The organism is Sulfitobacter sp. PM12, from assembly GCF_045586035.1.
Lineage (GTDB): Bacteria > Pseudomonadota > Alphaproteobacteria > Rhodobacterales > Rhodobacteraceae > Sulfitobacter > Sulfitobacter pontiacus.
Window position 1 is genome coordinate 2,250,468 of sequence record NZ_CP151529.1, and the last position, 24,833, is coordinate 2,275,300.

A 24,833-nucleotide genomic window follows, 5' to 3' on the forward strand; every position below is an offset into this window, starting at 1 on the left:
GCGCAGCAAAGCGTCGCAGCCCCCCCTTACCCTGCAACCCTGCGCCAGTCCGCAAGCGCCGCGTTGTCCGATCTGTCGCGCACTGCGTCAGATGCGCTTTCCAGATCCCGCGGGGGCCCTTCTTCAACACCATCAACACGTAGCGTTTCCAGCTCTTCGATATGCCGCATCACCGTTGGTGTCTGCGCGATAGTGCGCGCGATAGAGCGTTGGAACTCTTGTGTTTTTACCTGATGCCGCGCGCCAAAGTAGAAAGACACGATAACCCCCAGAAGCCACCATAACGGCTCTGGCACCAGCGACACGCCCTGCATCCGGCTGGCAAACCAGACCGGGTCAACCATCGCCGTGATGAACAAGCCCAAGGTACCAAGCGCCAGCGCTGGACGCGGAAGCCGGTTCAGCCCGTCCATGAAACGGTCAAACCGTCCCTTGCGGGGCACAGCGAATTCCGCCCCAAATTGCACCATAGCCTGTTCCCGCGCGGTCGCATCACGGCCGGCCGTCTTTTCCGCATTGGCGCGAAACACCTCGACCGTGTCGCGCACCACATTGCGGCCGTCACCAAAGACCAACGCGAGCGCAGTATCAATCATCCCCATGCCGCGACCCTTTCGTTAAAGTCACGGATGCTCAGATGGTACCGCGGCGACATGAATTCCTCTGCCCGTTTGATCCATCCTCCTTTCTTTCCGGCCCTTGTGCGGGCGTATTTGCGACTTGCGGGGCGCTGATCCGCCAGCCCAAAGTAATAGTTGCGCCGCGCCACGGCGTAGGCGTCCACCATCTGCGCAGGTGCAGCGGCATAGGCGCGCCCCGTAGCGCCAAGCGTTTGCGGTCCAAGCACCCCGTCCACGGCCACATCAAACCCCATATCTCTTAACAATCGCTGAAGAATCTTCACCGCATTCGCCCCCGCATTCACGTACATATCGAAAACGGAGGGCTGGAGCGGACTGGGCAGCTGCGCGATCTTGGGTTTGTGGAAGTAATGGGTGATGAATATCTCGGTGGCTTGATCTTGAGTAAGCTCTTGAACATCGGAGAGATTTACTGCGCCGTCACGGTTCACATCCAGCCCCAGCCGACGCAGCGTGTGGATTGTGACGCCGTGGTTCGTTGCCCCGCCCGGATCATCGGGGTCATTCACAAAGCCCCCCTCACGCGCGACGATGGACTTTGCAATTTCCTCAACAGTTTGCATCAAATTGGCCCTTCTTGCAGGTTGCACTGCTGCAAGAATGACGTCTCAGATGTTAACGAAACCCGGCAGGCCCGTACGCATCACCCCTCGGGGGCAACATAAACGCCTTGCTCTTTCAGGGCGTCGACGACCTCTTTCGGCATGTAGGTCTCGTCATGTTTGGCAAGGATTTCAGTCGCTTCGAAGGTGCCGTTGATGTAACGCCCTGTCCCAACCATGCCTTGATTTTCCTCGAACAGATCGGGCAATACCCCGCTGTAGGTCACAGGCACAACCGCGCCGCCATCGGTCACGGAAAAGCGGATCGTCAGACCATCCCCGCGCACAAGGCTGCCCTCTTCAACCAGGCCACCGATGCGGAAAACCTCTGTCGGGCCGGGGGGTTCGGCGATCACCTGACTGGGCGCGCGGAAAAAATTGATCCCGTCGCGCATGGCATATCCAATCAGCGCCGTGGACAGCACAAGCGCCACGACCGCGACGCCGATAATCTGGATACGCCGTTGCTTTTTAAGACTTTTCATGCGCCCTCAGGGAAATAGCGGAGCCATCATCAGCCCCTCGACCTCGTCAATACCTAACATCAGGTTGGCGTTTTGCAACGCCTGCCCGCTGGAGCCCTTGGTCAAATTATCGAGCGCGGCAACCACAATGGCGCGGCCGTCGATCCGGTCTGCCACCACGCCGATGTGACAGAAGTTCGACCCGCGAATATGGCGCGTGCTCGGGGCCTCCCCCATGGGCAGCACCTCGATAAAGGGCTCGGCATCATAGGCCGCGGCAAGTGTTTTGTGGATCACCTCGGCGTCGCCTTTGACATAGACGGTCGCCAAAATCCCGCGGTTGGCGGGCACCAGATGCGGGGTGAACTGCACCTTGACCGGACGGCCGGCGATGGCGGAAAACTCCTGATCAAACTCACCCAGATGGCGGTGCGTCCCACCAAGGGAATAGGCGTGATACCCCTCGGACAGCTCTGCATGCAGCAGGTTTTCCTTCAACGACCGCCCCGCACCGGACACGGCGCATTTGAGGTCAAGGATGATGTCGTCCAGATCAATCACGCCTTTTTCGATCAAGGGGCGCAGGGCGAACTGGCCGGTGGCGGCGTTACAGCCCGTACCGGCCACAAGACGCGCAGATTTGATCTCTTCACGGTAGAATTCGGTGAGGCCATAGACCGCCTCTTTCTGTTGCTCCAGCGCGGCATGGGGGTTGCCGTACCACTTGGCGTAAGCATCGGGGTCACGCAGCCGGAAATCTGCCGAAAGATCGACGATTTTCAGGTCTTTAGGCAGGTTCGCGATGACCTCTTGACTGGTTTTATGCGGCAAGGCGCAAAAGCACAGGTCAATCTCCGAGAAATCGATCTCTTCAATGGTGACCAATGTGGGCAGGTCGAGATGGCGCAGATGTGGAAACACCTCTGCGATGGTTTGCCCCGCCTTGGAGTTTGCCCCCAAAGCTTTGATCTGCATAGAGGAATGGCCAGCGATCAGCCGGATCAGCTCGGCTCCGGTATAGCCGGAGGCACCAAGAATGGCGATATTATGGGTCATGTCGGGTTCCGTTCGGAAAGTGTTAGCAAATACGTGTTAGGCCGCTTGAAAGGTCAACGGTCGTCGCAAGAATTGCGTGGCACGGCTGCTGACCTTTTTGGGGTCGCCCGTGGTCAGGAAAGCCGCCTCGCCCGTGCCCAGCATATTGGGGTGACGCTTTAGATAGTCGCTCAGACTATGGGCGACCAGATTGGCCTGGCTGAACACTTTGACATCGGGGCCAAGCGCGTCCTGAAAGGTTTCCTGCATCAGCGGGTAATGGGTGCAGCCCAGAATGGCCGCTTCGGGCGCGGGCATCTTGCGTTTCAGCGCGTCCACATGGCTGCGCACCAGCGCTTCGGCGAGGATGAAATCACCGTCCTCGATCGCATCCACGACACCCCCACAGGCCTGCGCTTCGACATCGACGCCGATCGCCCGAAAGGCCAGCTCACGCTGGAACGCACGGCTTGCCACCGTTGCGGGCGTCGCAAACAGCGCCACGTGCTTGAGATCCACCTCGCGCGGGGGGGAATTGTCGCCCCATTGGCGTTCTGTCATCGCCTCGATCAGCGGCACAAAGACGCCCAACACGCGCTTGTCCGACGGGATCCACCCTTCCTGCATCCGGCGTAGCGCCGCGGCAGAGGCCGTGTTGCACGCCAGGATCACCAGATCGCAGCCTGCATCGAACAGACGCTGGGTTGCAGCAGTGGTCAGGTTATAAATGTCATCCGCATTACGCACACCGTAGGGCGCATGGGCGCTATCGGCCAAATACACGAAATCCACATCCGGTAGCTGTGCCTGCACGGCATCCCAAACGGTCAGCCCGCCTAGCCCAGAATCGAAAATACCAACTGCCATAACACCTTGCCGTCACCTGTCGGCACGATGCCGATCTTCAAATTCAAACCCCAGATCAAAGGATTTTGCCGGGTCTGGTGACAACTCATACGTCGCTTTGCGCAGGAAATCCATCATAGCTTTTGCGTCTTTTGCCATGGGGTCCAGCACGTTTCTGCCGATGGGGTCGCCGATGACCACGCGCACGGGCGTGTCGACGCGTTTGCGGAATTCCTTGATCAGCAGTCCCATGCGCAGGGTGTGATGCAGATGGCTGGCAATCTGGAACAGGCGGCTGGTGTGGCCGTCAAAGTAGATCGGCACGACGGTGGCATCCGATTTCGCGATCATGCGAGCGGTAAAGCTGCGCCAGCCCGGGTCCATAGGGCGCGAAAACGGCCGTGCGCTGGTGCTGACGGTGCCCCCCGGAAAGATACCAACCGCGCCCCCCTGCCCCAGATACTCCAGCGCGGTCTTGCGCGTGCGCAAGTTCAGCGCCAGCGCGGCCTTGTCCTCGTCAAAACTGATCGGCAGCAAATGGCGGTTCAGGTCGGGCGCGCGGTTAAAGACCGAATGGGCCATGATCTTGAACCCGTCCCGGCGGCGCGCCAACATATGCCCCAGCATCAACCCGTCCAGAATACCGTAAGGATGGTTCGCCAGCGCGATGACAGGCCCTGTTTCAGGGATGTTCGCCAGACTGCCGCCCACGACGTCAAGCGTCAGCCCATAGCGCTGCGCCATCACGTCAAAGAACCCCATCCCGCGCGCCATGTCGTCTTCATAGCCGGTTGCGCGTTTCATCAGCCCCAACCGCCCTGTGCTATTCTCCATCAGGCGGATGAAGGCACGCGCGGGCCGCGATTTGGCGGAATAGGCATAGCTGATGTCACGCGCTGTCAGAGGCCGAAGATCGGGCTGCAAGAGGGTCAAGGTCGGTTCCTTTTCACGGGCTTTGCCTTGCCCTCTAGCAGTGGATCATGACAGTCGCGTGACAGACAGCCTATTCAGCCTATTCTGCCTATTCAGCCGCGCGCGAGGTTTGCGTGCCCCCTGACCGGATGACGGCCAGCAGCTCTTCGCGCCGCTTTGCGGCCTTGGCTTCATTCGACTGTTTCACCGGACCAAAGCCGCGGATCTGCAAGGGAAGCTCTGCCAAGGCGACAATCGCGTCATGGGTTGCGTCGGTCAGCTTGGGCAGAACATCCTTCATGTCGGCCTCGTATCGCGTGATCAAGGACCGTTCCATCCGGCGTTCTTCGGTGCGGCCAAAGGGATCGAACGGCGTGCCGCGAAGGAACTTCATCCGCGCCAGCATGTTGAACGGCCCCTCCATCCACGCGCCAAAGGTCCGTTTCATCGGACGGCCATCCGCGCCGGTTTTCGACAGGATCGGTGGCGCAAGGTTGAAGGTGAGCTTGGGATCCCCCTCAAATGCCTCTGCCACTTTGGCGCGGGTGGATTTCAACAGGCGCGCGACCTCGTATTCATCCTTATAGGACAAGAGCTTGTGGTAGCCCAAGGCCACGGCCTCTTTCAGGCGCGCGTCGGTAATGCTGTCCACCATGGTGCCATAACGCTTCGCCAGCCGCTTGCCCTGATAGGCGATCAGGTGGTCCTTGCGGAAGGCGATCCGTTCATCCAGCGTTTTCGGCAGGGCGACAACATTGGGCGTCATCACGCGCTTGGCATCTTCGGGGTGCAGCACGGCCCAACGGCCCAGTTCAAACGCACGCAGGTTCCGCTCGACCGCGGCACCGTTCAACGTGATCGCCTGTTGCAAGCTGTCCAGCGACAGCGGGATCAACCCCTGCTGCCACGCCGCGCCGAAGATCATCATGTTCGAATAGATCGAATCCCCCAGCGTCGCCTTCGCCAGATCAGAGGCATCAAACAGCGCGACGTCATCCTTCAGCCGCGCCTCAAGCGCGAGGGTGAGCCGGTCGTAGGGCATCTGGAACTCGGTATCACGGGTAAACTCGCCCGTGATGATCTGGTGCGAGTTCACGACCGCCCCCGTCCGCCCAGCGCGCGTCAGGCCAAGCGTCTTGGTCCCGGCAGAGACAACAAGATCGCCCCCGATCAACGCATCCGCTTCACCCGTTGCCACGCGAATGGCGCTGATGTCTTCGGGACGGTTCGCAATACGGCAATGGATATGTACGGCACCGCCCTTTTGGGCAAGGCCGGCCATTTCCATCATCCCAGCGCCCTTGCCGTCAATCTGCGCGGCTTGCGCCAGCACGGCACCGATGGTCACAACGCCGGTCCCGCCGACACCGGTGATCACCACGTTATGCGTGCCATTGATCACAGGCAGGGTCGGCATGGGCAGGTCGGGGATCTTGACCTCTGTCGTGGGATCCTTGCGGATCTTGGCCCCTTCCAGCGTCACGAAGGATGGACAGAACCCTTTGACGCACGAGAAATCCTTGTTGCACGAGGATTGATCAATCGCCCGTTTGCGCCCCAGTTCTGTTTCTTCGGGCACGATCGAGACGCAGTTGGACTGCACACCACAATCCCCGCAGCCTTCGCAGACATCGGTATTGATGAACACGCGCTTGTCGGGATCGGGGAACAGCCCCCGTTTGCGACGGCGACGTTTCTCGGCGGCACAGGTCTGGATATAGACGATGACGCTGACGCCTTTGTGTTTGGCGAAATTCTCTTGCACGGTCTGCAGGTCTGCACGCTCGTACATCGGCACGCCACCAAAGGCTTTTTCGTCTACGTCTTCTTTCTCGTCATAGACCACGGCGATATTCTTGACGCCCATGGCCTTCACCTCTGCCACGATACGCGGGGCGTCCAGATCGCCTTCGTTGTGTTGGCCACCCGTCATGGCAACGGCATCGTTATAAAGGATCTTGTAGGTGATGTTCGTCTTGGCCGCGATGGCCGCACGGATCGCCAGATTGCCCGAATGGTTGTATGTCCCGTCCCCGAGGTTCTGGAACACATGGTCGCGTGTCGAGAATTTGGATTCACCGATCCAGTTCGCGCCTTCCCCTCCCATATGGGTAAAGCCGGTTGTCTCGCGATCCATCCATTGCACCATATAGTGGCAACCGATCCCGGCGTAGGCGCGGCTCCCCTCTGGGAGCTTGGTTGACGAGTTATGCGGACAGCCCGAACAGAAGTAGGGCACACGCGCAGCGATGTCTTCGGCGTTATCGGCACGTCGCGCGGTATCCAGCGCTTCCATACCCGCCTTGATGCCATCGGTGGTCCGGCCTTCCTCGATAAAGATACCGCCCAGCTTTTCGGCAATCCAGATCGGGTCCAGCGCACCACGGGTGGGGAACAGCTCTTCGCCATGCTCCATCCCGGCACCACCGCCTTTGTGCCAGCCATAGACGCGACGATGCGTATCCGAGAACAGCGCCTCTTTGATCTGCACCTCGATCAGTTTGCGCTTCTCTTCCACGACGATCACCAGATCGAGCCCTTCGGCCCACTCATGGAACCCCTTCATGTCCAGCGGGAAGGTCTGCCCGATCTTATAGAGCGTGATCCCCAGACGTTCGGCTTCGTTCTCGTCGATGTTAAGCAAACTCATGGCGTGGATCACATCCAGCCAGTTCTTGCCGGCTGCCGCGATGCCGATCTTGGCCCCGCGCTTGCCCCACATGCGTTTGTCCATCTTGTTGGCGTGGCTAAACGCCTCTGCGGCAAAGCGCTTATAGTCGATCATCCGTGCTTCTTGCAGATGCGGCGTGTCTTGCAGACGAATGTTCAGCCCACCGTCGGGCATATCGAACTGCGGGGTGACCAGCTTCATTCGGTTCGGGTCACCATTCACGACCGATGTCGCCTCTACGGTGTCTTTCATCGTCTTGAGCCCGACCCACAGCCCGCTGAAACGGCTTAGCGCCCAGCCGTAGATACCGTAGTCCAGGATCTCCTGCACACCGGCGGGGCTGACGACGGGCATATAGGCATCCACCATCGCCCATTCGGACTGGTGCAACACGGTAGAGGATTCACCCGTGTGGTCATCCCCCATGGCCATCAGAACACCACCGTTCGCGGACGAGCCCGCCATATTCGCGTGGCGCATCACATCGCCAGAGCGGTCCACACCCGGGCCCTTACCGTACCACAGGCCAAACACACCGTCGTACTTCCCCTCACCGCGCAATTCTGCCTGCTGGCTGCCCCATAGGGCCGTAGCGGCAAGATCTTCGTTCAGGCCCGGTTCGAACACGACGTTATGCGCGGCCAGTGTCTTGGCGGCGCGGTCCATCTGAAGGTCAACGGCCCCCAGTGGCGATCCACGATATCCGGTCACATATCCGGCGGTATTCAACCCTGCCGCCTTGTCCCGTGCCGCCTGCATCATCGTCAGGCGCACCAACGCCTGTGTGCCGTTCAGCAACACGGGCGATTTCTCGAGGTCATACCGGTCAGTTAGTGAAATTTTTTGCGTACCCATAGCGCGTCCTCCCCTACGTGCAATCAATAGCTATGGCATCACACTAGGTCACAAAAGCTGACCTGTCTAGCGTTGTGTCTGACCCTAGGTCATAAAGCGCCAAGGCGCGGGGCTTGATCTTTTGCACCTCCGCCCGATCTATCCGTGATAAGATAACCGCACATATACCGATGCGCCGCGTCGGAGGGTTGTTTTTAAACTGTAAAACGCGCAAAGATGACCGTTCTTGCGAACACTGCGCTCATTATAAAGGTAGTCCTCATGGATTGGGACAAGCTCAGAATATTTCACGCCGTGGCGGACGCGGGCAGCTTGACCCATGCGGGCGACAAGCTGAATTTGTCGCAATCTGCCGTCAGCCGCCAGATCCGCGGACTGGAAGAGCAGCTGAACACCAACCTGTTCCACCGCCATGCACGCGGCCTGATCCTGACCGAACAAGGCGAGCTGCTGTTCGACGCCACCGTCGCCATGTCCAAACGGCTTGATACTGCCGCTGCGCGCATCCGCGACAGCGAGGAAGAAGTCTTTGGCGAATTGCGTGTCACCACGACCACGGGCTTTGGCACCCTATGGCTGGCCCCGCGTCTGCCGAAGCTCTACGAAAAATACCCCGACCTCAAGGTCGACCTGATGCTCGAAGAACGCGTCCTTGACCTTCCCATGCGCGAAGCCGATGTCGCCATCCGCATGAAAGAGCCGTCGCAAGCCGATCTGGTGCGCAAGAAGCTGATGATGATCAAGATGTGCATGTACGCCTCGCCCGCCTATCTTGCGGCGAACGGCACGCCCCGGCGGCTTGAGGATATGTCGGACCACCGTCTGATCTGCCAGAACACCGACAGCAACCAGGTGCATGCGGGCCTGAACCTGATCCAGCAACTTATGATGCATGACGTGCGGTCGATGCTGACGGTGAACAACTACTTTGGCGTATTGCAAGCGGTGATCAACAACCTCGGGATCGGCGTACTGCCCGACTACCTCATCCAAGACTTCCCCGATCTGGTGCAAGTTCTGCCAGAGACCGAGTCGGCGGATGTGCCCGTATTCCTTGCCTACCCCGAAGAATTGCGCGCCTCCAAGCGGGTCGCGGCCTTTAAAGACTTCGTGCAGGACGAGATCATTACCCACCGCAAACTGCTGCGCGAGAAAGAGTCCCACTAGCTATGCGAAAACCGCATATCGGACATGTCATAGATTAACGATTCCATCCTTGAACCGTGCACGAACGCCACTTAATTGGGCGGTATGAAGACGGGCGGCTCCGCGCCGCTACTTCATACCTCCCTGTTGGACTCGGCCGAGCTTCGTGCTCGGCCTTTTTTTTGGCTATGGCCCTTCACGAGCCTTAGGTCTTTTCCCCGCGCTGCGCTTGATCTAAGAGGTGTGGCATATTGCTAGGGGAAAACGCGCACCATGACCGAACCAGCCATCACCCAAGACCTGATTTCCAGCCACGGCATCAATGCCGAAGAATATCAGCGTATTCTGGATATCATCGGGCGCGAACCCACCTTTACCGAACTGGGCATCTTTTCGGCCATGTGGAACGAACACTGTTCCTACAAGTCGTCAAAGAAATGGCTGCGTACCCTGCCGACCGAAGGCCCTCAGGTGATCTGCGGCCCGGGCGAGAATGCGGGCATCGTTGATATTGGCGACGGCCAAGCGTTGGTCTTCAAGATGGAAAGCCACAACCACCCGTCCTACATCGAACCCTATCAGGGTGCGGCGACTGGCGTGGGCGGCATCCTGCGGGACGTCTTCACGATGGGCGCGCGTCCGATCGCGGCGATGAACTCTCTTAGCTTCGGGTCGCCCGACCACCGCAAGACCCGTCAGCTGGTGCATGGCGTGGTCGCGGGTGTGGGCGGCTACGGTAACTGCTTTGGCGTTCCAACTGTGGGCGGCGAAGTGCGCTTTGACACCGCCTATGATGGCAACTGCCTTGTGAACGCCTTTGCCGCGGGTTTGGCTGACACCGACAAGATCTTCTATTCCGCCGCTTCCGGCGTTGGCATGCCAGTCGTTTACCTTGGCGCGAAAACCGGCCGCGACGGCGTGGGCGGCGCGACGATGGCATCGGCCGAGTTCGACGACACCATCGAAGACAAACGTCCCACCGTTCAGGTTGGCGACCCCTTCACCGAAAAACGCCTGATGGAAGCCACGCTCGAACTGATGGCGACCGGTGCCGTGATTTCGATCCAGGATATGGGTGCGGCAGGCCTGACCTGTTCGGCCGTAGAGATGGGCGACAAGGGCAACCTTGGTGTACGTCTGGACCTCGAAAAGGTCCCGACCCGCGAACACGCGATGACCGCCTACGAGATGATGCTGTCGGAATCCCAGGAACGGATGCTGATGGTCCTGCGTCCCGAACTTGAGGCAGAGGCGAAAGCCGTCTTCGACAAATGGGACCTCGATTTCGCCATCGTAGGCGAAACAATCGCCGAGGACCGTTTCCTGATCGTGCACAATGGTGAGGTCAAAGCCGACCTGCCGCTTAAAGCGCTCTCGGGCAACGCGCCCGAATACGACCGCCCCTATGTCGAGACACCCGCAGCCGAACCGCTGTCGGATGTTCCCGGCATCGACCCCATCGACGGGCTGAGCGCGCTGATCTCCAGCCCGAACTACGCGTCCAAAGCGTGGGTGTTTGAACAATACGACACAATGGTCATGGGCGACAGCGCCCGCACCCCCGGTCTGGGATCAGGCATCGTACGCGTGCATGGCACCGACAAGGCGATCGCCTTTACCTCGGATGTGACCCCCCGCTACGTCAAGGCGAACCCTGTCGAAGGCGGCAAACAGGCCGTGGCCGAAGCCTACCGCAACCTCTGCGCCGTGGGGGCACTGCCGCTGGCGACCACCGACAACCTCAACTTCGGCAACCCCGAAAAGCCCGAGATCATGGGCCAGTTCGTTGGCGCGCTGAAAGGCATCGGTGAAGCGGTTGCCGCGTTGGACATGCCGATCGTATCGGGCAACGTGTCGCTGTATAACGAAACCGACGGCAAAGGCATTCTGCCCACCCCCACCATCGGCGCGGTCGGCCTGCTGAAGCACACGGACGAGATCATCGGCAAAGAGGTCCGCGAGGGCCATGTCGCTTTGGTTCTTGGGGCCACCGAAGGGCACATCGGACAATCCGCCCTGCTGCTTGAAGTGTTCAACCGCCGCGATGGCGACGCCCCCCATGTCGATCTGGCGCTGGAGAAGGCCCACGGTGAATTCATCCGTGCCAACCGCGCGTTGATCAAAGCCTGCACCGACCTGTCGGATGGCGGTCTGGCACTGGCAGCCTTTGAACTGGCGGACGAGGCCGGCGTCGGCGTGACCCTGGATTCTGCCGATACGCAGGTTCTGTTTGGCGAGGATCAAGCCCGCTATCTGATCGCCTGTAACTTCGATCAGGCCGAAGCCCTGATGATCGCCGCGCAAAACGCCGGCCTGCATCTGGAAAGCGTCGGCAAGTTCGGCGGGGATCAAGTGAACTTTGGCGGCGTCAAAGCGCCTTTGGCTGACCTGTCGGCGACCTATCGCGGGGCTTTTGCTGAAACCTTCGCCTAAGGGGTCGCCCCCATCATCTGCATCAATCGCGTTTTCTCGCCCCGGTCATCGGGGCGGGAGATCACCTCTGCCAGTTCTTGCAACGACGCAATCGAGTGACCGGCCCGAAAACTGTCGGTGAAGGGCAGCATCGCACGGATACCCGCCGCTTTGGGCGCGAACCCGTCCCACCGCAGCAGCGGATTTAGCCAGATCAGCCGACGTGCGGACAGATGCAACCGCTGCATCTGTCGCGCCAGATCATCGGGCGCATCGCGGTCCAGCCCATCAGTGATCAACAGCACAACCGCACCCTGCCCCATGACCCGCCGCGACCAATCGCGGTTGAACGCCTCGATACAGGCCCCGATGCGCGTGCCGCCCTCCCAATCCTGCGCCTCTGCCCCCGCCGCCTTGAGCGCTGCATCCACGTCGCGCGTCGCCAGATGGCGGGTGATATTGGTCAGCCGCGTGCCAAAGGTAAACGCATGCACCTGCGCCCACCCCGCGCCCTTGGCATTGCTCACCGCATGCAGGAAATGCAGCACCATGCGGGAATATTGGCTCATGGAACCGGAGATATCACAAAGCACCACCAGATTGGGATAGCGTGGGCGCGGGGTTTTCAGCACCAGCCTGTCCATCTCTCCGCCCCGGCGCAGCGCGGCCCGTAGGCTGCGCGCCGCGTCGATCCGCCCCCTTGGGGACGTCATGGCACGGCGTGACGGCATGGGTTTGACCGGCAGGCGCAACCGCGCCAGCATCTTCTTGGCCTCCGCCACCTCTGCGAGGCTCATCAGTTCGAAATCAAGACTGCGCAGCCGTTCTTGCGAGGACATGGTCAGGCTGGCATCGACCTCGATCTCTGTCTCGCGCTCGTCTTGCGGTTCTTCGCGGTCGCGTTCCGGCGCTTCGGCACCGTCCAGCAACGCCTCTGCCGCGCGTTTCTCGGCGGCTTGGGCGGGGCGATTTTCTTGCACGCCACGGATCGCGGGCAGCATCGCGGCCATCATATGTTCCAGATACCGCGGGTCGCGCCAATAAAGCCGGAAGAGCTGCGCAAAGATGGTCCGGTGTTCAGGACGATTCACAAAGCAGGCGTGCAGGGTCCAGTAGAAGTCGGTTTTATCGGTGAACCCCGCCACCTCTACCGCGCGGATTGCGTCAATCACGCGACCGGGGCCAATAGGCAAACCGGCGCGACGCAGGGCACGGGCGAAATGGGTGATATTGCCGGCAAGTTTGGGGTTATCGGGCAGCTCCAGGGGCAGATGTTCCATCAGGTCGCCTGCCGCCGGGGGCTGTCGGCCCCCGGACCCCCGAGGATTTTAGACCATTTGGAAGCGGCAGTATCCGTCAAGGGGTCGCGTCCAGCGTGGCTTTGGCTTGATCGAGGATGCGTTTCGCCTCTGATCCTTGCAGTTTGGCGATATCATCCTGGTATTTCAGGATCGCCCCAAGCGTATCCGCAATGGTTTCGGGGCTAAGGTTGATCACATCCAGCGCCAGCAGACATTTTGCCCAATCAATGGTTTCGGCCACGCCGGGCTTCTTGAACAGGTCCTCGGTCCGAAGGTGCTGGACAAAGGCCACGACCTCGCGGCTGAGCGCGGCTGAGGCTTCGGGGGCGCGGGCGGCCAGAATCTCCATCTCGCGGGGGAAATCGGGATAATCGACCCAGTGATAAAGACAGCGGCGTTTGAGCGCGTCATGCACCTCGCGCGTGCGGTTCGAGGTCAGGATCACAATGGGGGGCTCGGGAGCCTTGATCGTGCCGAGTTCGGGGATCGTGACCTGAAAATCGCTGAGCGCCTCAAGCAGGAAGGCTTCGAACGGGGCGTCCGTGCGGTCAAGCTCGTCGATCAACAGGATGGGGGCGCCGCGTCCGTCAGGGCGCATCGCTTCAAGCAAGGGGCGTTCGATCAGAAAGTCGTCGCTAAAGAGTTCTGTTGTGAGCTGCTGTCGCGAGCGATCGCCGGTGGCCTCAGCCGTGCGGATTGCCACCATTTGGGCAGGGAAGTTCCATTCGTAGACCGCCGTGGCGGCATCCAGCCCTTCATAGCATTGCAACCGGATCAACTTCCGGTCCAAGGCCAGCGCCAATGCTTTGGCGATCTCCGTCTTGCCGACGCCTGCCTCTCCCTCGAGGAACAGCGGCCGGCCCAAGGTCAGGCTCAGGAACACCACCGTGGCCAAAGGCCGCCCGCAGACATATCCCTGCCCCGCAAGCAGCTCTTGCACGGCGTCGATCGAAGGGGGCAGTTGCATGGCATTCTCCGGTTGTGATTGGGACGAGTGGTGCATTCTGATCCCGCGCGGTCAAGGGGTCTGCACGGGGTTCAACAGACTCTATGCCTTGGAGCGACCACAGAATGTGCTATAAATGTGCTTCAAATCTCCGCATTTTCGCCTTAATGCGCCGATACCTCAGACCAAAAGCCAGGGGGTTTCCTGTGCCCAGATACGATTGAGGAAGTTTACCATGATCGATACCGCCGTAACGCTCGACACGTCTTTTGAGGACTATTCCAAAAGCGAGTGGATGGATGCTGTGAAGCAGGTCGCGCAGAATGGCGGGTTCTATGAAGCGCTCGGGTCACGACACCACGCGATGTTTCTGGAAAAATCCTCTACCCTGCTGGTCAGCTTTGAAACCATCAACGGGATGCGCGCCTTGTCATCGATGGCGCAGCCTTTGGGGTGGGAAATGGTGCGCAGCGAAGGCTGGTCGCATCTTTGTCTGGCGTCAGAAGGGGATACATGGTTCCGCGACGCGCCCGTTTATGCGTTTTTCGACCGGCTGATCGACGATGGCTTTTTCGACAGCTTTGACCGCGTGGTCTTTTATGGCGCGGGTCCGGGCGGCTATGCGGCTGCGGCATTCTCTGTCGCGGCACCGGGCGCAATGGTCGTTGCCATCCAGCCGCAAGCGACGCTGGACCCCAGCGTGACCGAATGGGACGATCGCTTTGTCGAGATGCGGCGCACGGATTTCACCTCCCGGTTCGGATATGCCCCCGATATGCTGGACGCGGCCGAGGCCGCTTTTGTGATCTATGACCCGACTGTGCCGCTGGACGCGATGCATGCCAGCCTCTTTACCCGCCCCAATGTGACCAAACTTCGGATGCGGCGCATGGGCACGGCGCTGCAATCGAAACTGCTGGAGCTTGACCAGTTCGAAAACCTGCTGACCCTTGCAGCCGATGGCGAGCTGACAATCGCGAGCTTTGCACGCATCGCCCGGGCGCGCCGCGATCACCGCCCCTATCTGAAGGGCCTGCTTGCCGCGCTGGAACGCGAGCAGCGCGATCCGTTGACGCTCACGCTTTGCAATTTCGTGACAGGGCATATGTCGGCCCCTCGGTTTGTCCGGCGCAAAAAGCAGTTAGAGGCCGAACTGGCCCTGCGCGTCGCACAGGAAAACGGGGCCGCAGAGGAACAGGATACGCCATCGCAGGATGCAGCCAAAACCACCGGCTGACGGTTGCTGCGGTTCCTTTGACCAACCCGAGACTAGCGCGCCCGCACGCCCTGTGCTAGCGGGGAGCCCATGACACAGACCCTCACGCTTCGACGCCCCGATGATTGGCACCTGCACCTGCGCGACGGCGCGATGCTGGACGCCGTGTTGCCCCATACCGCCGCGCATTTTGCCCGCGCCATCATCATGCCCAATCTGGTGCCCCCGGTGGTGCGCGGCGCCGATGCGGCCGCCTACCGCGATCGTATCCTGGCGGCACTGCCCGAGGGCGCGGATTTCAAGCCGCTGATGACCCTGTATCTGACCGAGGATACCGATCCCGACGATGTGGCCGCCGCCCATGCCAGCGGGTTGATCACCGCGGTCAAGCTCTACCCCGCCGGTGCGACGACAAATTCAGCCAGCGGCGTGTCGAACTTTGACAATGTTGCACCCGTGCTGGAACGCATGGCCGAGATCGGCCTACCCCTGTGCACCCACGGCGAGGTCACCGACCCCGAGATCGACATTTTCGACCGCGAGGCCGTGTTCATCGACCGCGTGCTTGACCCGATCCGCACCCGTCATGCGGGGCTGAAAGTCGTGATGGAGCATATTACCACCGCCGACGCCGCCCAATATGTCACGGAAAGCACCGGTAATATGGGCGCGACCATCACCACGCACCATCTGGTGATCAACCGCAACCATATCCTCGCCGGTGGGATCAAACCGCATTACTACTGCCTGCCCGTCGCCAAACGCGAAAGCCACCGTCTGGCCCTGCGTGCTGCCGCGACTTCGGGCGACGCGCGCTTCTTTCTGGGCACGGATTCCGCGCCTCACACGGACGCGAACAAGCTGCTGCCCTGCGGCTGTGCCGGCTGCTTTACCGCGCCCAATACGATGTCGATCCTGGCCGAGGTCTTTGAACAGGAAGACGCGCTGGACCAATTGGAACGGTTTACCTCGCTGAACGGGCCGGATTTCTACGGGCTGGCCCCGAACGAGGCGACGATAACGCTGACCCGCACACCGGCGACCTACCCCGATCACATCGACACGCCCGACGGGCCGGTCACCGTGTTCGATCCGATGATGCCGCTGAACTGGTCCGTCACCGACTGACGCCCCCCCATACCAAAGACAGTTTGCCGGTCGCAGCAGGATGAGACCGGCCACCACCGCCCTCAACGCCAAGGCCCCAAAAGGAACGCATGACATGATCCCCACCAGCTACCCCGACTCTACCGAAATGGCGCGCTTGACCGCGCGGATGTTGCTGGAGATCAAGGCCGTTCATTTCAACGCGGCAGAGCCCTTTACCCTCGCCTCCGGCCTGCCGAGCCCGACCTATATCGATTGCCGCAAGCTGATCAGCTATCCGCGCATCCGCGCCACCTTGATGGACTTCCTGACCGTCACAGTGATGCGCGAAGCGGGGTTCGAGGCGTTTGACAATATCGCGGGCGGTGAAACCGCGGGCATCCCCTTTGCGGCGATGGTGGCCGAGCGCATGGCGCTGCCCATGACCTATGTGCGCAAGAAGCCCAAAGGCTATGGCCGCAACGCCCGCATTGAAGGTGAAATGACCGAAGGCCAACGGGTTTTGCTGGTCGAGGATCTAACAACCGATGGCGGCTCGAAGATCAGCTTTGTCGACGCGATTCGCGATACTGGTGCAACCTGCGCGCATACGGCGGTGATCTTTTACTACGGTATTTTTCCGCAGACAGAAAAGACCTTGGGCGATCACGGGGTTACGTTGCACAGCCTGTGCACCTGGTGGGATGTGCTGGCCGAGGCCAAAGCCCAGAACGCGTTTGACACAGAAACCCTGACCGAAGTCGAAGCCTTCCTGAACGCGCCAGAAGCGTGGCAGGATGCGCGGAAAAAAACCTAAGCAATCCACATGATATTGTGTCGCGTGGTGTAAAATCACGCGACATATACTACGCTAGCGCAGAGATAAGGTTATCCACAGCTTATAAAGATTGCGGGATGACGGGCGGCTCGGGTAGATAAGCCTCGGGTCATTAATCAGTGGGGCAACACGTAGCATGAACGAGATTTCAAGCATCGACGGTAACCAGCTAACGGTTCAAGCGGCCGAGACAATGCCGCATTCCATCGAAGCGGAACAGCAGTTGTTGGGCGCGATCCTGACCAACAACGATATCTACGACCGCGTGGCGTCTGTCATCGGTCCCAAGCATTTCTACGACCCCGTTCACGCCCGTATTTTCGAGATCGCCGCCGCGCGGATCGCCAAGAACAACCTTGCCTCCCCCGTGACGCTCAAAGCGTTTATGGAGGATGACGAAGGGCTGAAAGAACTGGGCGGCCCCGCCTATCTGGTGCGCCTTGCCGGTGCCGCGATCAGCGCCTTTGCCGTGCGCGACTATGCGCAGATGATCTATGATCTGGCGGTGCGCCGCGACCTGATCCAGCTGGGCCGTGACATCGCGGCCAAAGCCGCACAGGTCGATGTCGCGTCAGAGCCGCGCGAACAGATCGTCGAGGCCGAACAGAAACTCTATAAGCTCGCCGAGCAGGGTCAGACCGAAAGCGGTTTCCAGAGCTTTCTGAAAGCCGTGACCGATGCGGTCAACGTGGCCAATGCGGCCTACCAACGCGACGGTGGCCTATCAGGTGTCTCTACCGGTCTGATTGATATGGATAAAAAGCTGGGCGGTTTGCACCCCTCTGACCTTTTGATCCTTGCCGGTCGTCCGTCGATGGGGAAAACCTCGCTTGCGACGAACATTGCCTTCAACGTCGCCAAAGCCTACCGCCGGGGCACCTTGCATGACGGCACCGAAGGCGCTGTAGACGGTGGCGTTGTCGGGTTCTACAGCCTCGAGATGAGCGCGGAGCAGTTGGCCGCGCGTATCCTGTCCGAAGCGGCCGAAATCCCGTCCCACCAGATCCGGTCGGGTGATATGACAGAGACCGAATTCCGCCGTTTCGTCGATGCCGCCAAAGCGCTGGAAGCCTGCCCGCTTTATATCGACGACACGCCCGCCCTGCCGATCAGCCAGCTGGCCGCCCGTGCGCGGCGGCTCAAGCGGACCCACGGGCTGGACGTGTTGATTATCGACTACCTCCAGCTGGTACGCGGGACGGGCAAAGGCGAAAACCGGGTGAATGAGATCTCGGAAATCACCATGGGCCTCAAGGCCATCGCGAAAGAGCTCAACATCCCCGTGATCGCCCTGTCGCAGCTGTCGCGTCAGGTGGAAAACCGCGAAGATAAACGCCCGCAGCTGTCGGACTTGCGTGAATCCGGGTCGATCGAACAGGATGCCGACGTCGTGATGTTCGTGTTCCGCGAGGAATACTATAAGGAACGCGAAAAGCCCGGCGATCACGAGCTGGATAAAATGGCGATCTGGCAAGAAGAGATGGAGCGTCTGCACGGTCGCGCCGAAGTGGTCATCGGCAAGCAGCGTCACGGCCCTATTGGTACTGTCGATCTCAGCTTCGAAGGGCGCTACACCCGCTTTGGTAACCTTGTGAAACCGTGGCAGAGTGAAAATGGCGGCGGCGATCAGGAGTTCTGATCGCCACACCCCGTTAATTCGATGAATACACGCCCTGTGCGGAGGTCAGACAACCGCCGCGCGGGCGATCTCTGCCTCTGACAGGTTGTATTTCGCGGCAAAGCGCTCCCGCGCTGCGATCAGCCTTGGGTCATTGGGTCGCATCCCCAAAGTGCGAATGAATTCAATTCGTTGCTGGTGCTTTAGCGCCTCGCGGTCAATCGCCGTCCCCATAGCGCGGTCAATCACGGCCCCGCCGGGGCTGACGTGGAACCATTTGCTGAAATCACGGAAGTGATGCTGGTTGTGCAGCGTGGTCACGTAACGTTCTACCCGCGTTTTTGACACGTTCACATGGGCGGTCATGTGGAACCATTCATAGACCAGAAAGGTCAGCACCCCGCCCACTGGCACGATGGCCACGGCGATCCAGCCCGCCTGCGGCACAGCAAACAGGGCAAGAACGCCCCACAGCACCCCTCCGTTCACCAGTAGCATCGGCAAAGCGACCCAGATCGGCACAAAAAACAGTTTGGTGTTGGTCGGGAAATCATGATGACCGTAGTGCGCCATATACAGCAGGTTGAATGCCCATTGCGCCCGCGGGGGCGATAGGTGGAACACATAGCGGTGCAGGTTGTATTCATTCAGCATCTGCGCGGCGACCCCCAAGGGGATCAGCGCCCAGACCCATAGCGGCGCGAACAGCGCCAAGCCAACCAGCCCCGCCCCACAGGCGACCGCCATCACCACGACGGCCGCATGCGAGAACATGATACGCAAGCGCATCATCAGCGGTGCTCCTTACTCGGGCGACAGGGTTTCATAGCGCAACCCTTTGGCGGTGTCCTTGTCGAACCCCTTCCAATAGCTGTGATCCTCCTTCGGGGTGCCATCCTCGTTCATCGACCAGACCCCGTCGTTGGAGTTTTCGACCAGATCAAGATAGGCCCCCATCTCGGCATCGCCCTTGAGGTGCTGTGCCATCCAGACGGTGGCGAAGTGCTGCGCGATGTTGTTCATGCGCACCGTGTCCCAGACCGGATCGGTATAGTGGCCCGACACGTTGAACCCCAGATCAGCGTCATCGCGAAAGGATTCCGCAGGCGCAGGCATCGGGGCCGCCGCATTATGGCCGCCGTTTTCAAAGGTCAGCAAGGCGCGGTCGACGCTGCTGGCGTTTTCCCAAATGGCGCGCACGCCTTTTTCGTAAAGCGATACCATATCCTCGGACCCGGCCATGAACAGCATCGGGATCTGAACGCCCTTCAGACCTTCGGCATCCCAGAAGCCCGTGTTCATGCCCCAGGGGCCGATCGCGATGGCGGTTTTGATCCTTGGGTCGGGCAGGTTGTTATGCGTCTCGGACCCCGCCTGATGGATGCCCAAGGTGCCATGCGGCCCGCCCCAGCCATAGCCGACCGAGGCTTCGGTCACGCCACCACCTGCGGTGATCACCGCGCCGTAGCCGCCCATGGAATAGCCGATCAAACCGGTGTTATCCGCATCCACCAACCCATTGAGAAAAGAGCTTTCGTCTTGCGACAGACGCGCCATTTCATCCAGCACGAAAAGCTGGTCCAGCGACCGGTTCACCAGCGTAGAGCCAAAGGCCGCCTGCGTGCGATAGGTCGAATCCAGGTGATCGATGGACGCAACGACATAGCCCTTTGACGCGATATTCTCGGCCAGATGGGACATCAGGAAGCGGTTGCCGGGATACCCGTGGGAGACGATGACCAGCGGATAGGCCGCGTCGGGCTGTGCGGGGTCCGCGTCGCGCATGGCTTTGCCTTGCAAGGTGACCTCGGTCTTGCCATCGCGGATGAACGCCTTGATCGCGGTGTCGCCGGTGGCCCCGTCCGCGGCGGGGTACCAGACCTCGACCGTCAGCGGGCGATCATAGCGCGGCAGGGTTTCAGGTTTGTCCGCTGCGGGATCGATGGACAGGATATCGATCTGGTCCTTATGCACCAGGTCAAGCTGGCGCACGCCAATTGCTTCGTCGCCATAGGCCGCCATATCAGGGGCTGTGGGCATCTGGGTATCGATCCGGTTCTCGGCCAGCGCCATCGGCGCGGCCATCGCCGTGACCACCGCCAGCACGGGCCCCGTTGTCATTGTTGAAACTCGCATTAAACTCTCTCCCGTTTTATATGCGGCTACTGCGCGCAGCCTGTCTTTTGTCAGGAACCAAGCTATCGCGTTCGCGCCACCATGCAAGCATCATGCGAAGGTTTCGTTACGTTAGGGAAATGGGCCAAACATTCCGCCCGCGTCCCCGCAAGGCGAGGGATTATTGGCCGGTGGCCCTGCTCGTGGCTTGACCTTGGCGGGCATACGGTCAAAACAAATCCCATGACAACAGCCACCCTCTCTATCGACCTCAATGCGATTGCCGCCAATTGGCAGGCGCTGAACAAAATGACCGGCTGCGACACCGGTGCCGTGATCAAGGCGAATGCCTATGGTCTGGGCATTGACCGCGTGGCCCCGGTTCTCGCCGCCCAAGGCGCGCGCAAGTTCTTTGTCGCTGTCGCGGAAGAGGGCGTGGCCCTGCGTCGCGTCTTGGGGCCCGGCCCTGCGATCAACGTCTTTGCGGGGCATATGCCCGGTGACGCCGATATGATCCGGAGCGCGGCCCTGACGCCGATGATCAATTCGGTCGACCAGATGATCGCCCATGTCGAAGCCCTGCCCGGCCATCGTTTCGGGGTGCAGCTGAACAGCGGCATGAACCGCCTTGGCATGGACCCGGCTGAATGGGCTGCGCTGCGCGACATCGCCCTGGCGCAGAACCCGACCTTGATCATGTCGCATCTGGCCTGCGCGGACGAACCGAACCACCCGATGAATGCCCGCCAGCTCAAGACCTTCCGCGAGATGACGGATGGGTTGAACGTGCCACGATCCTTGGCCGCGACGGGGGGGATCATGCTTGGCCGTGACTACCACTTTGACCTGACCCGCCCGGGCATCGGGGTCTACGGCGGATTGCCCTTCGCCGATGCGATGCCGGTGGTGACGCTGGATGTGCCTGTCATTCAGGTGCGCGAAGTCGCCACGGGCCAGACCGTCGGCTATGGCTGCGCCTGGACGGCCCCCCGCCCGACATTGGTCGCCACGGTTGCTGCGGGTTATGCCGACGGGTTGATCCGCGCCTTGGGCAACGGGGCCACTTTCACCCACGAGGGGCGCAAACTGCCCGTTGTTGGCCGTGTCTCTATGGATCTGATCACCGTCGATGTGACCAGCCTGACAGAGGTGCCAGAGCATTTGCAGCTGATCGGGAACTATCAGTCTGTTGATACGGTCGCCGGGTTTGCGGGCACCATCGGCTACGAGGTGCTGACCGCGCTTGGCGCGCGCTATGACCGGGTCTATGTGGAGTGATGGGGCACGCCCCCGCGCAGATCGCTTTGATATGCTGCTGCGCGTCGCAAACCTGTCTTTGCTGATCCTCTACCCCGTTGCATGGGCCGCGCCCTTATTGCGGGCGGGCGTGCTGCCACTGTTCGGGCTCACCGAAATCTCTGTCCTGAGGGGGCTGAAATCCCTATGGGACACCGACCTGTTTCTGGCGCTGATCGTCGCGTTTTTTGCCCTTGTCGCGCCTTATGTAAAGACCGTCGGTCTGACGCTGGTTCAGTTCCGCCTGATCGGCCCACGCGCCCTGCCCATCTTGCAGGCAATCGGCAAATTGGCGATGGCGGATGTGTTTCTGATCGCGCTTTATGTGACCCTATCAAAGGGGATCGGGATCGGGCGGATCGAGACGGCTTGGGGGCTATACCTGTTTACAGGCTGCATCCTCGCATCCCTGTTTATCGGGCACCGCGCGCAGAAAATCGCCTAAGCAAGCTGGCGTTTTCACCCGACCAATCCACCCGCCTGGGTAGAATTGCTCGGAATTTCCCGAGTAAAATCGATTCATTTACGGAAATTTCAAGATTTTCTTCGCCTTTTGCCAACATCGGCATATTCTTGCTTACAACAGCAACTCAAGCACAAGGTGAGACAGATGAACGCGTTGACGGCACTTATTCAGTATCTTTTTCAAAGACTCGCATTCGCGGTTTTCGCTGTTGCCGCCGTGGCGATCACCGTCTGTACCGTTATGGCCGCGCTTGGCCAATGGGCCTGGATTGAACTGCCACTCAACTATGACGGGCAACCCGTTGAGAATGCAGGGATGTATGCGCAGATCGGCCTGACCATTCTGGCCGTGGGCATCTGCTTTTTTATCCCCACCAACCGCCGCATCATGCAGCTTGAAACATCGCACCGTAAATTTGCGCTCAACATGGACGACATCACCCGCGCCTACGGGGCGGTGCATGCGGCGGATCGGGGTGACGTTTTTCACATGTCTTCCGAATTCGACTCGGTCCGCGAACGGCTGGCCTATCTGCGCGATCACCCTGATCTCAGCACGCTTGAACCCGCCCTTCTGGAAGTCGCCGCGCAGATGAGCCACATCTCGAAAGAGCTGGCAACCGTCTATGCCGACGAGAAAATCGAACGTGCGCGCAATTTCCTCAAGCAGCGTCAGGAAGAAGTGAACCTGTTCAACAGCCGTCTGGATCAGGCCAAAGGCATCACATCCGAGATGAAGCACTGGCTGCACGAGGTCGAGCTGGAAGAAAGCGTGGCCGCGGCACAGCTGGACCGCCTGCGCGCCGAAATGCGCGAGATCATGCCCGAACTGGGAATCGAACGTACCGTATCGGCGGATGAAATGGCCCGCGATTCACGCGTGGTAGAGCTGCCCCCCAAAGCAGCGGAGTAACCCTGCGCGGGCACCAAGGTTTTGCTTTGACGTTTCCCCTTTGTTCGGCCAGAAAGACGCATGGCTAAATCTCCCGTTACATTTTCATGCACGGCTTGCGGTGCGACCTATAACAAATGGTCCGGGCGCTGTGATGCCTGCGGCGAATGGAACACGATCCAGCAAGACAAGGGCATTTCATCCGGCCCGCCCAGCAAATCGCTTGGCACCCGTCGCGGTGCGGCGATGGTGCTGACCGACCTCACCACCAAGGACACGCCCCCGCCTCGCAGCCAATCCGGCATTGCCGAGCTGGACCGCGTTTTGGGCGGCGGGCTGGTGCCGTCCTCTGCCATTTTGGTGGGTGGTGATCCGGGCATCGGGAAATCCACCCTTTTGCTGCAAGCAGCGGCCCATTTCGCCCGCAGTGGTTTGAAAACAATCTACGTCAGCGGAGAGGAAGCCTCGGCGCAGGTCCGTATGCGGGCGCAGCGTTTGGGGCTGTCCGACGCCTCGGTGCAGTTGGCCGCCGAAACCAATCTGCGCGATATCCTGACCACGCTTGAAGAGGTGAAACCCGATCTGGTCATCATCGATTCGATACAGACCATGTGGGCCGATAACGTCGATTCCGCCCCCGGGTCCGTCAGTCAGGTCCGCGCCGCCGCGCACGAGCTGACAAGTTTTGCCAAACGGCGCGGCGTTTCCGTGATTCTTGTGGGGCATGTCACCAAGGACGGGCAGATCGCGGGGCCGCGCGTGGTCGAGCATATGGTCGATACCGTGCTGTATTTCGAGGGCGAGCGCGGCCACCAGTTCCGCATCTTGCGCGCGGTCAAGAACCGCTTTGGCCCCGCGGACGAGATCGGCGTATTCGAGATGACCGGCGAAGGGCTGGCAGAGGTCACCAACCCCTCTGCCCTGTTTCTGTCCGAACGCGGCACGCCCGCCGCGGGCTCAGTGGTTTTCGCAGGTATCGAAGGCACCCGCCCTGTTTTATGCGAGCTTCAGGCGCTTGTGGCCCCGTCGCCTCATTCGCAGGCGCGGCGTACGGTTGTGGGCTGGGACGGGGGACGGCTTGCGATGATCCTCGCCGTGCTAGAGGCCCGTTGCGGCATCCCCTTTGCAGGGCTTGATGTTTACCTCAACGTGGCAGGCGGCATGAAAATCTCGGAGCCTGCGGCGGATTTGGCGGTCGCCGCCGCCTTGCTCAGCGCGCGCGAAGACGTGGCCTTGCCCGCGGAAACCGTTGTTTTCGGCGAAATCAGCCTGTCCGGTGCGCTACGCCCCGCCAGTCAAACCGAAAATAGGTTGAAAGAAGCGCAAAAACTTGGTTTTACCAGCGCCATCGCGCCCGCGGGCGGAAAACCGGTGGGCAAGAACGGCATAACGCTTAACACCATGAGCGATCTCACCGGATTTGTAGGCGAAATATTCGGGGCTGGCTAACCGCCCCTTCAAGGAAGGCAAGACGAC

General features: G+C 60.4%; 21 protein-coding genes. 10 read left to right on the forward strand and 11 right to left on the reverse strand.

Going from position 1 to position 24,833, the window contains the following annotated elements; all coding sequences use genetic code 11:
* Positions 1 to 26: 26 nt before the first annotated feature.
* From AADW22_RS11040 to AADW22_RS11070, 7 genes are all read right to left on the reverse strand, one after another.
* Positions 27 to 602: a holin family protein gene (locus tag AADW22_RS11040; RefSeq protein WP_407473722.1), complete on the reverse strand. Its 576-nt coding sequence runs from the start codon at positions 600 to 602 to the stop codon at positions 27 to 29.
* Complete coding sequence (locus AADW22_RS11045; protein ID WP_407473723.1) at positions 593 to 1,204, reverse strand: holin-associated N-acetylmuramidase; 612 nt, start codon at positions 1,202 to 1,204, stop codon at positions 593 to 595. The genes AADW22_RS11040 and AADW22_RS11045 overlap by 10 nt, the downstream gene beginning before the upstream one ends.
* Before the next feature lie 80 nt (positions 1,205 to 1,284).
* Entirely contained in the window at positions 1,285 to 1,728 is a 444-nt protein-coding gene (gene ccmE / locus AADW22_RS11050) for a cytochrome c maturation protein CcmE (RefSeq protein ID WP_237279425.1), read from the reverse strand.
* A gap of 6 nt (positions 1,729 to 1,734) precedes the next feature.
* Positions 1,735 to 2,763: an N-acetyl-gamma-glutamyl-phosphate reductase gene (gene argC / locus AADW22_RS11055; protein WP_407473724.1), complete on the reverse strand. Its 1,029-nt coding sequence runs from the start codon at positions 2,761 to 2,763 to the stop codon at positions 1,735 to 1,737.
* Between the two features lie 36 nt (positions 2,764 to 2,799).
* Complete coding sequence (locus tag AADW22_RS11060; RefSeq protein WP_005853874.1) at positions 2,800 to 3,609, reverse strand: glutamate racemase; 810 nt, start codon at positions 3,607 to 3,609, stop codon at positions 2,800 to 2,802.
* Between the two features lie 12 nt (positions 3,610 to 3,621).
* Positions 3,622 to 4,521: a lysophospholipid acyltransferase family protein gene (locus tag AADW22_RS11065; RefSeq protein WP_306284958.1), complete on the reverse strand. Its 900-nt coding sequence runs from the start codon at positions 4,519 to 4,521 to the stop codon at positions 3,622 to 3,624.
* An 88-nt stretch (positions 4,522 to 4,609) separates the two neighbouring features.
* Positions 4,610 to 8,026 carry an indolepyruvate ferredoxin oxidoreductase family protein gene (locus tag AADW22_RS11070; RefSeq protein ID WP_407473725.1) on the reverse strand — a complete coding sequence of 1,139 codons (3,417 nt, stop codon included), beginning with the start codon at positions 8,024 to 8,026 and terminating at the stop codon, positions 4,610 to 4,612.
* A 261-nt stretch (positions 8,027 to 8,287) separates the two neighbouring features.
* Here AADW22_RS11070 and AADW22_RS11075 point away from each other — a divergent pair, with 261 nt between their 5' ends.
* Both AADW22_RS11075 and purL read left to right on the forward strand, forming a co-directional pair.
* Positions 8,288 to 9,193, forward strand: a complete 906-nt coding sequence (locus AADW22_RS11075; RefSeq protein ID WP_407473726.1) for a LysR family transcriptional regulator — start codon at positions 8,288 to 8,290, stop codon at positions 9,191 to 9,193.
* 252 nt (positions 9,194 to 9,445) lie between these two features.
* Entirely contained in the window at positions 9,446 to 11,605 is a 2,160-nt protein-coding gene (purL, locus tag AADW22_RS11080) for a phosphoribosylformylglycinamidine synthase subunit PurL (RefSeq protein WP_005853882.1), read from the forward strand.
* Here the strand turns inward: purL and AADW22_RS11085 are convergent.
* Positions 11,602 to 12,864, reverse strand: coding sequence for a vWA domain-containing protein (locus tag AADW22_RS11085; protein ID WP_407473727.1), 1,263 nt, complete (start codon positions 12,862 to 12,864; stop codon positions 11,602 to 11,604). The two genes, purL and AADW22_RS11085, sit on opposite strands and share 4 nt — an antisense overlap.
* A 76-nt stretch (positions 12,865 to 12,940) precedes the next feature.
* Complete coding sequence (locus tag AADW22_RS11090) at positions 12,941 to 13,852, reverse strand: MoxR family ATPase (protein WP_037944437.1); 912 nt, start codon at positions 13,850 to 13,852, stop codon at positions 12,941 to 12,943.
* A 214-nt stretch (positions 13,853 to 14,066) separates the two neighbouring features.
* Here AADW22_RS11090 and AADW22_RS11095 point away from each other — a divergent pair, with 214 nt between their 5' ends.
* From AADW22_RS11095 to AADW22_RS11110, 4 genes are all read left to right on the forward strand, one after another.
* Entirely contained in the window at positions 14,067 to 15,068 is a 1,002-nt protein-coding gene (locus AADW22_RS11095; RefSeq protein WP_407473728.1) for a phosphoadenosine phosphosulfate reductase, read from the forward strand.
* A 69-nt stretch (positions 15,069 to 15,137) separates the two neighbouring features.
* The gene (pyrC, locus tag AADW22_RS11100) at positions 15,138 to 16,175 is read left to right on the forward strand and encodes a dihydroorotase (RefSeq protein WP_407473729.1); all 1,038 of its coding nucleotides are present in this window, start codon (positions 15,138 to 15,140) and stop codon (positions 16,173 to 16,175) included.
* A 94-nt stretch (positions 16,176 to 16,269) separates the two neighbouring features.
* Positions 16,270 to 16,950 carry an orotate phosphoribosyltransferase gene (locus AADW22_RS11105; protein ID WP_005853893.1) on the forward strand — a complete coding sequence of 227 codons (681 nt, stop codon included), beginning with the start codon at positions 16,270 to 16,272 and terminating at the stop codon, positions 16,948 to 16,950.
* A 157-nt stretch (positions 16,951 to 17,107) separates the two neighbouring features.
* Positions 17,108 to 18,610: a replicative DNA helicase gene (locus tag AADW22_RS11110; protein WP_005853895.1), complete on the forward strand. Its 1,503-nt coding sequence runs from the start codon at positions 17,108 to 17,110 to the stop codon at positions 18,608 to 18,610.
* Between the two features lie 45 nt (positions 18,611 to 18,655).
* Here the strand turns inward: AADW22_RS11110 and AADW22_RS11115 are convergent, their stop codons facing one another.
* Together AADW22_RS11115 and AADW22_RS11120 are read right to left on the reverse strand one after the other, a co-directional pair.
* On the reverse strand, positions 18,656 to 19,381 hold the full coding sequence (locus tag AADW22_RS11115) for a sterol desaturase family protein (RefSeq protein ID WP_407473730.1): 726 nt from the start codon (positions 19,379 to 19,381) through the stop codon (positions 18,656 to 18,658).
* 12 nt (positions 19,382 to 19,393) lie between these two features.
* Entirely contained in the window at positions 19,394 to 20,710 is a 1,317-nt protein-coding gene (locus AADW22_RS11120; RefSeq protein WP_037944441.1) for a dienelactone hydrolase family protein, read from the reverse strand.
* A gap of 237 nt (positions 20,711 to 20,947) precedes the next feature.
* Between AADW22_RS11120 and alr the strand changes: the two genes are divergently transcribed.
* The 4 genes from alr (at position 20,948) to radA (ending at position 24,806) form a co-directional block, all read left to right on the forward strand.
* A complete protein-coding gene (alr, locus tag AADW22_RS11125) occupies positions 20,948 to 21,982 on the forward strand; it encodes an alanine racemase (protein WP_278374630.1) in 1,035 nt (344 codons plus the stop codon).
* On the forward strand, positions 21,972 to 22,445 hold the full coding sequence (locus AADW22_RS11130; RefSeq protein WP_407474594.1) for a paraquat-inducible protein A: 474 nt from the start codon (positions 21,972 to 21,974) through the stop codon (positions 22,443 to 22,445). The genes alr and AADW22_RS11130 overlap by 11 nt, the downstream gene beginning before the upstream one ends.
* A gap of 165 nt (positions 22,446 to 22,610) precedes the next feature.
* Positions 22,611 to 23,378 carry a hypothetical protein gene (locus AADW22_RS11135; RefSeq protein WP_037944444.1) on the forward strand — a complete coding sequence of 256 codons (768 nt, stop codon included), beginning with the start codon at positions 22,611 to 22,613 and terminating at the stop codon, positions 23,376 to 23,378.
* Between the two features lie 60 nt (positions 23,379 to 23,438).
* Positions 23,439 to 24,806, forward strand: a complete 1,368-nt coding sequence (radA, locus tag AADW22_RS11140; protein WP_005853906.1) for a DNA repair protein RadA — start codon at positions 23,439 to 23,441, stop codon at positions 24,804 to 24,806.
* Positions 24,807 to 24,833: the final 27 nt, after the last annotated feature.

Bases quoted from the DNA above. Each gene is read 5' to 3' on its own strand.
- AADW22_RS11040 (WP_407473722.1), bottom strand. From the start codon at position 602: ATGGGGATGATTGATACTGCGCTCGCGTTGGTCTTTGGTGACGGCCGC.
- AADW22_RS11045 (WP_407473723.1), bottom strand. From the start codon at position 1,204: ATGCAAACTGTTGAGGAAATTGCAAAGTCCATCGTCGCGCGTGAGGGG.
- ccmE (WP_237279425.1), bottom strand. From the start codon at position 1,728: ATGAAAAGTCTTAAAAAGCAACGGCGTATCCAGATTATCGGCGTCGCG.
- argC (WP_407473724.1), bottom strand. From the start codon at position 2,763: ATGACCCATAATATCGCCATTCTTGGTGCCTCCGGCTATACCGGAGCC.
- AADW22_RS11060 (WP_005853874.1), bottom strand. From the start codon at position 3,609: ATGGCAGTTGGTATTTTCGATTCTGGGCTAGGCGGGCTGACCGTTTGG.
- AADW22_RS11070 (WP_407473725.1), bottom strand. From the start codon at position 8,026: ATGGGTACGCAAAAAATTTCACTAACTGACCGGTATGACCTCGAGAAA.
- AADW22_RS11075 (WP_407473726.1), top strand. From the start codon at position 8,288: ATGGATTGGGACAAGCTCAGAATATTTCACGCCGTGGCGGACGCGGGC.
- purL (WP_005853882.1), top strand. From the start codon at position 9,446: ATGACCGAACCAGCCATCACCCAAGACCTGATTTCCAGCCACGGCATC.
- AADW22_RS11085 (WP_407473727.1), bottom strand. From the start codon at position 12,864: ATGGAACATCTGCCCCTGGAGCTGCCCGATAACCCCAAACTTGCCGGC.
- AADW22_RS11090 (WP_037944437.1), bottom strand. From the start codon at position 13,852: ATGCAACTGCCCCCTTCGATCGACGCCGTGCAAGAGCTGCTTGCGGGG.
- AADW22_RS11095 (WP_407473728.1), top strand. From the start codon at position 14,067: ATGATCGATACCGCCGTAACGCTCGACACGTCTTTTGAGGACTATTCC.
- pyrC (WP_407473729.1), top strand. From the start codon at position 15,138: ATGACACAGACCCTCACGCTTCGACGCCCCGATGATTGGCACCTGCAC.
- AADW22_RS11105 (WP_005853893.1), top strand. From the start codon at position 16,270: ATGATCCCCACCAGCTACCCCGACTCTACCGAAATGGCGCGCTTGACC.
- AADW22_RS11110 (WP_005853895.1), top strand. From the start codon at position 17,108: ATGAACGAGATTTCAAGCATCGACGGTAACCAGCTAACGGTTCAAGCG.
- AADW22_RS11115 (WP_407473730.1), bottom strand. From the start codon at position 19,381: ATGATGCGCTTGCGTATCATGTTCTCGCATGCGGCCGTCGTGGTGATG.
- AADW22_RS11120 (WP_037944441.1), bottom strand. From the start codon at position 20,710: ATGACAACGGGGCCCGTGCTGGCGGTGGTCACGGCGATGGCCGCGCCG.
- alr (WP_278374630.1), top strand. From the start codon at position 20,948: ATGACAACAGCCACCCTCTCTATCGACCTCAATGCGATTGCCGCCAAT.
- AADW22_RS11130 (WP_407474594.1), top strand. From the start codon at position 21,972: ATGTGGAGTGATGGGGCACGCCCCCGCGCAGATCGCTTTGATATGCTG.
- AADW22_RS11135 (WP_037944444.1), top strand. From the start codon at position 22,611: ATGAACGCGTTGACGGCACTTATTCAGTATCTTTTTCAAAGACTCGCA.
- radA (WP_005853906.1), top strand. From the start codon at position 23,439: ATGGCTAAATCTCCCGTTACATTTTCATGCACGGCTTGCGGTGCGACC.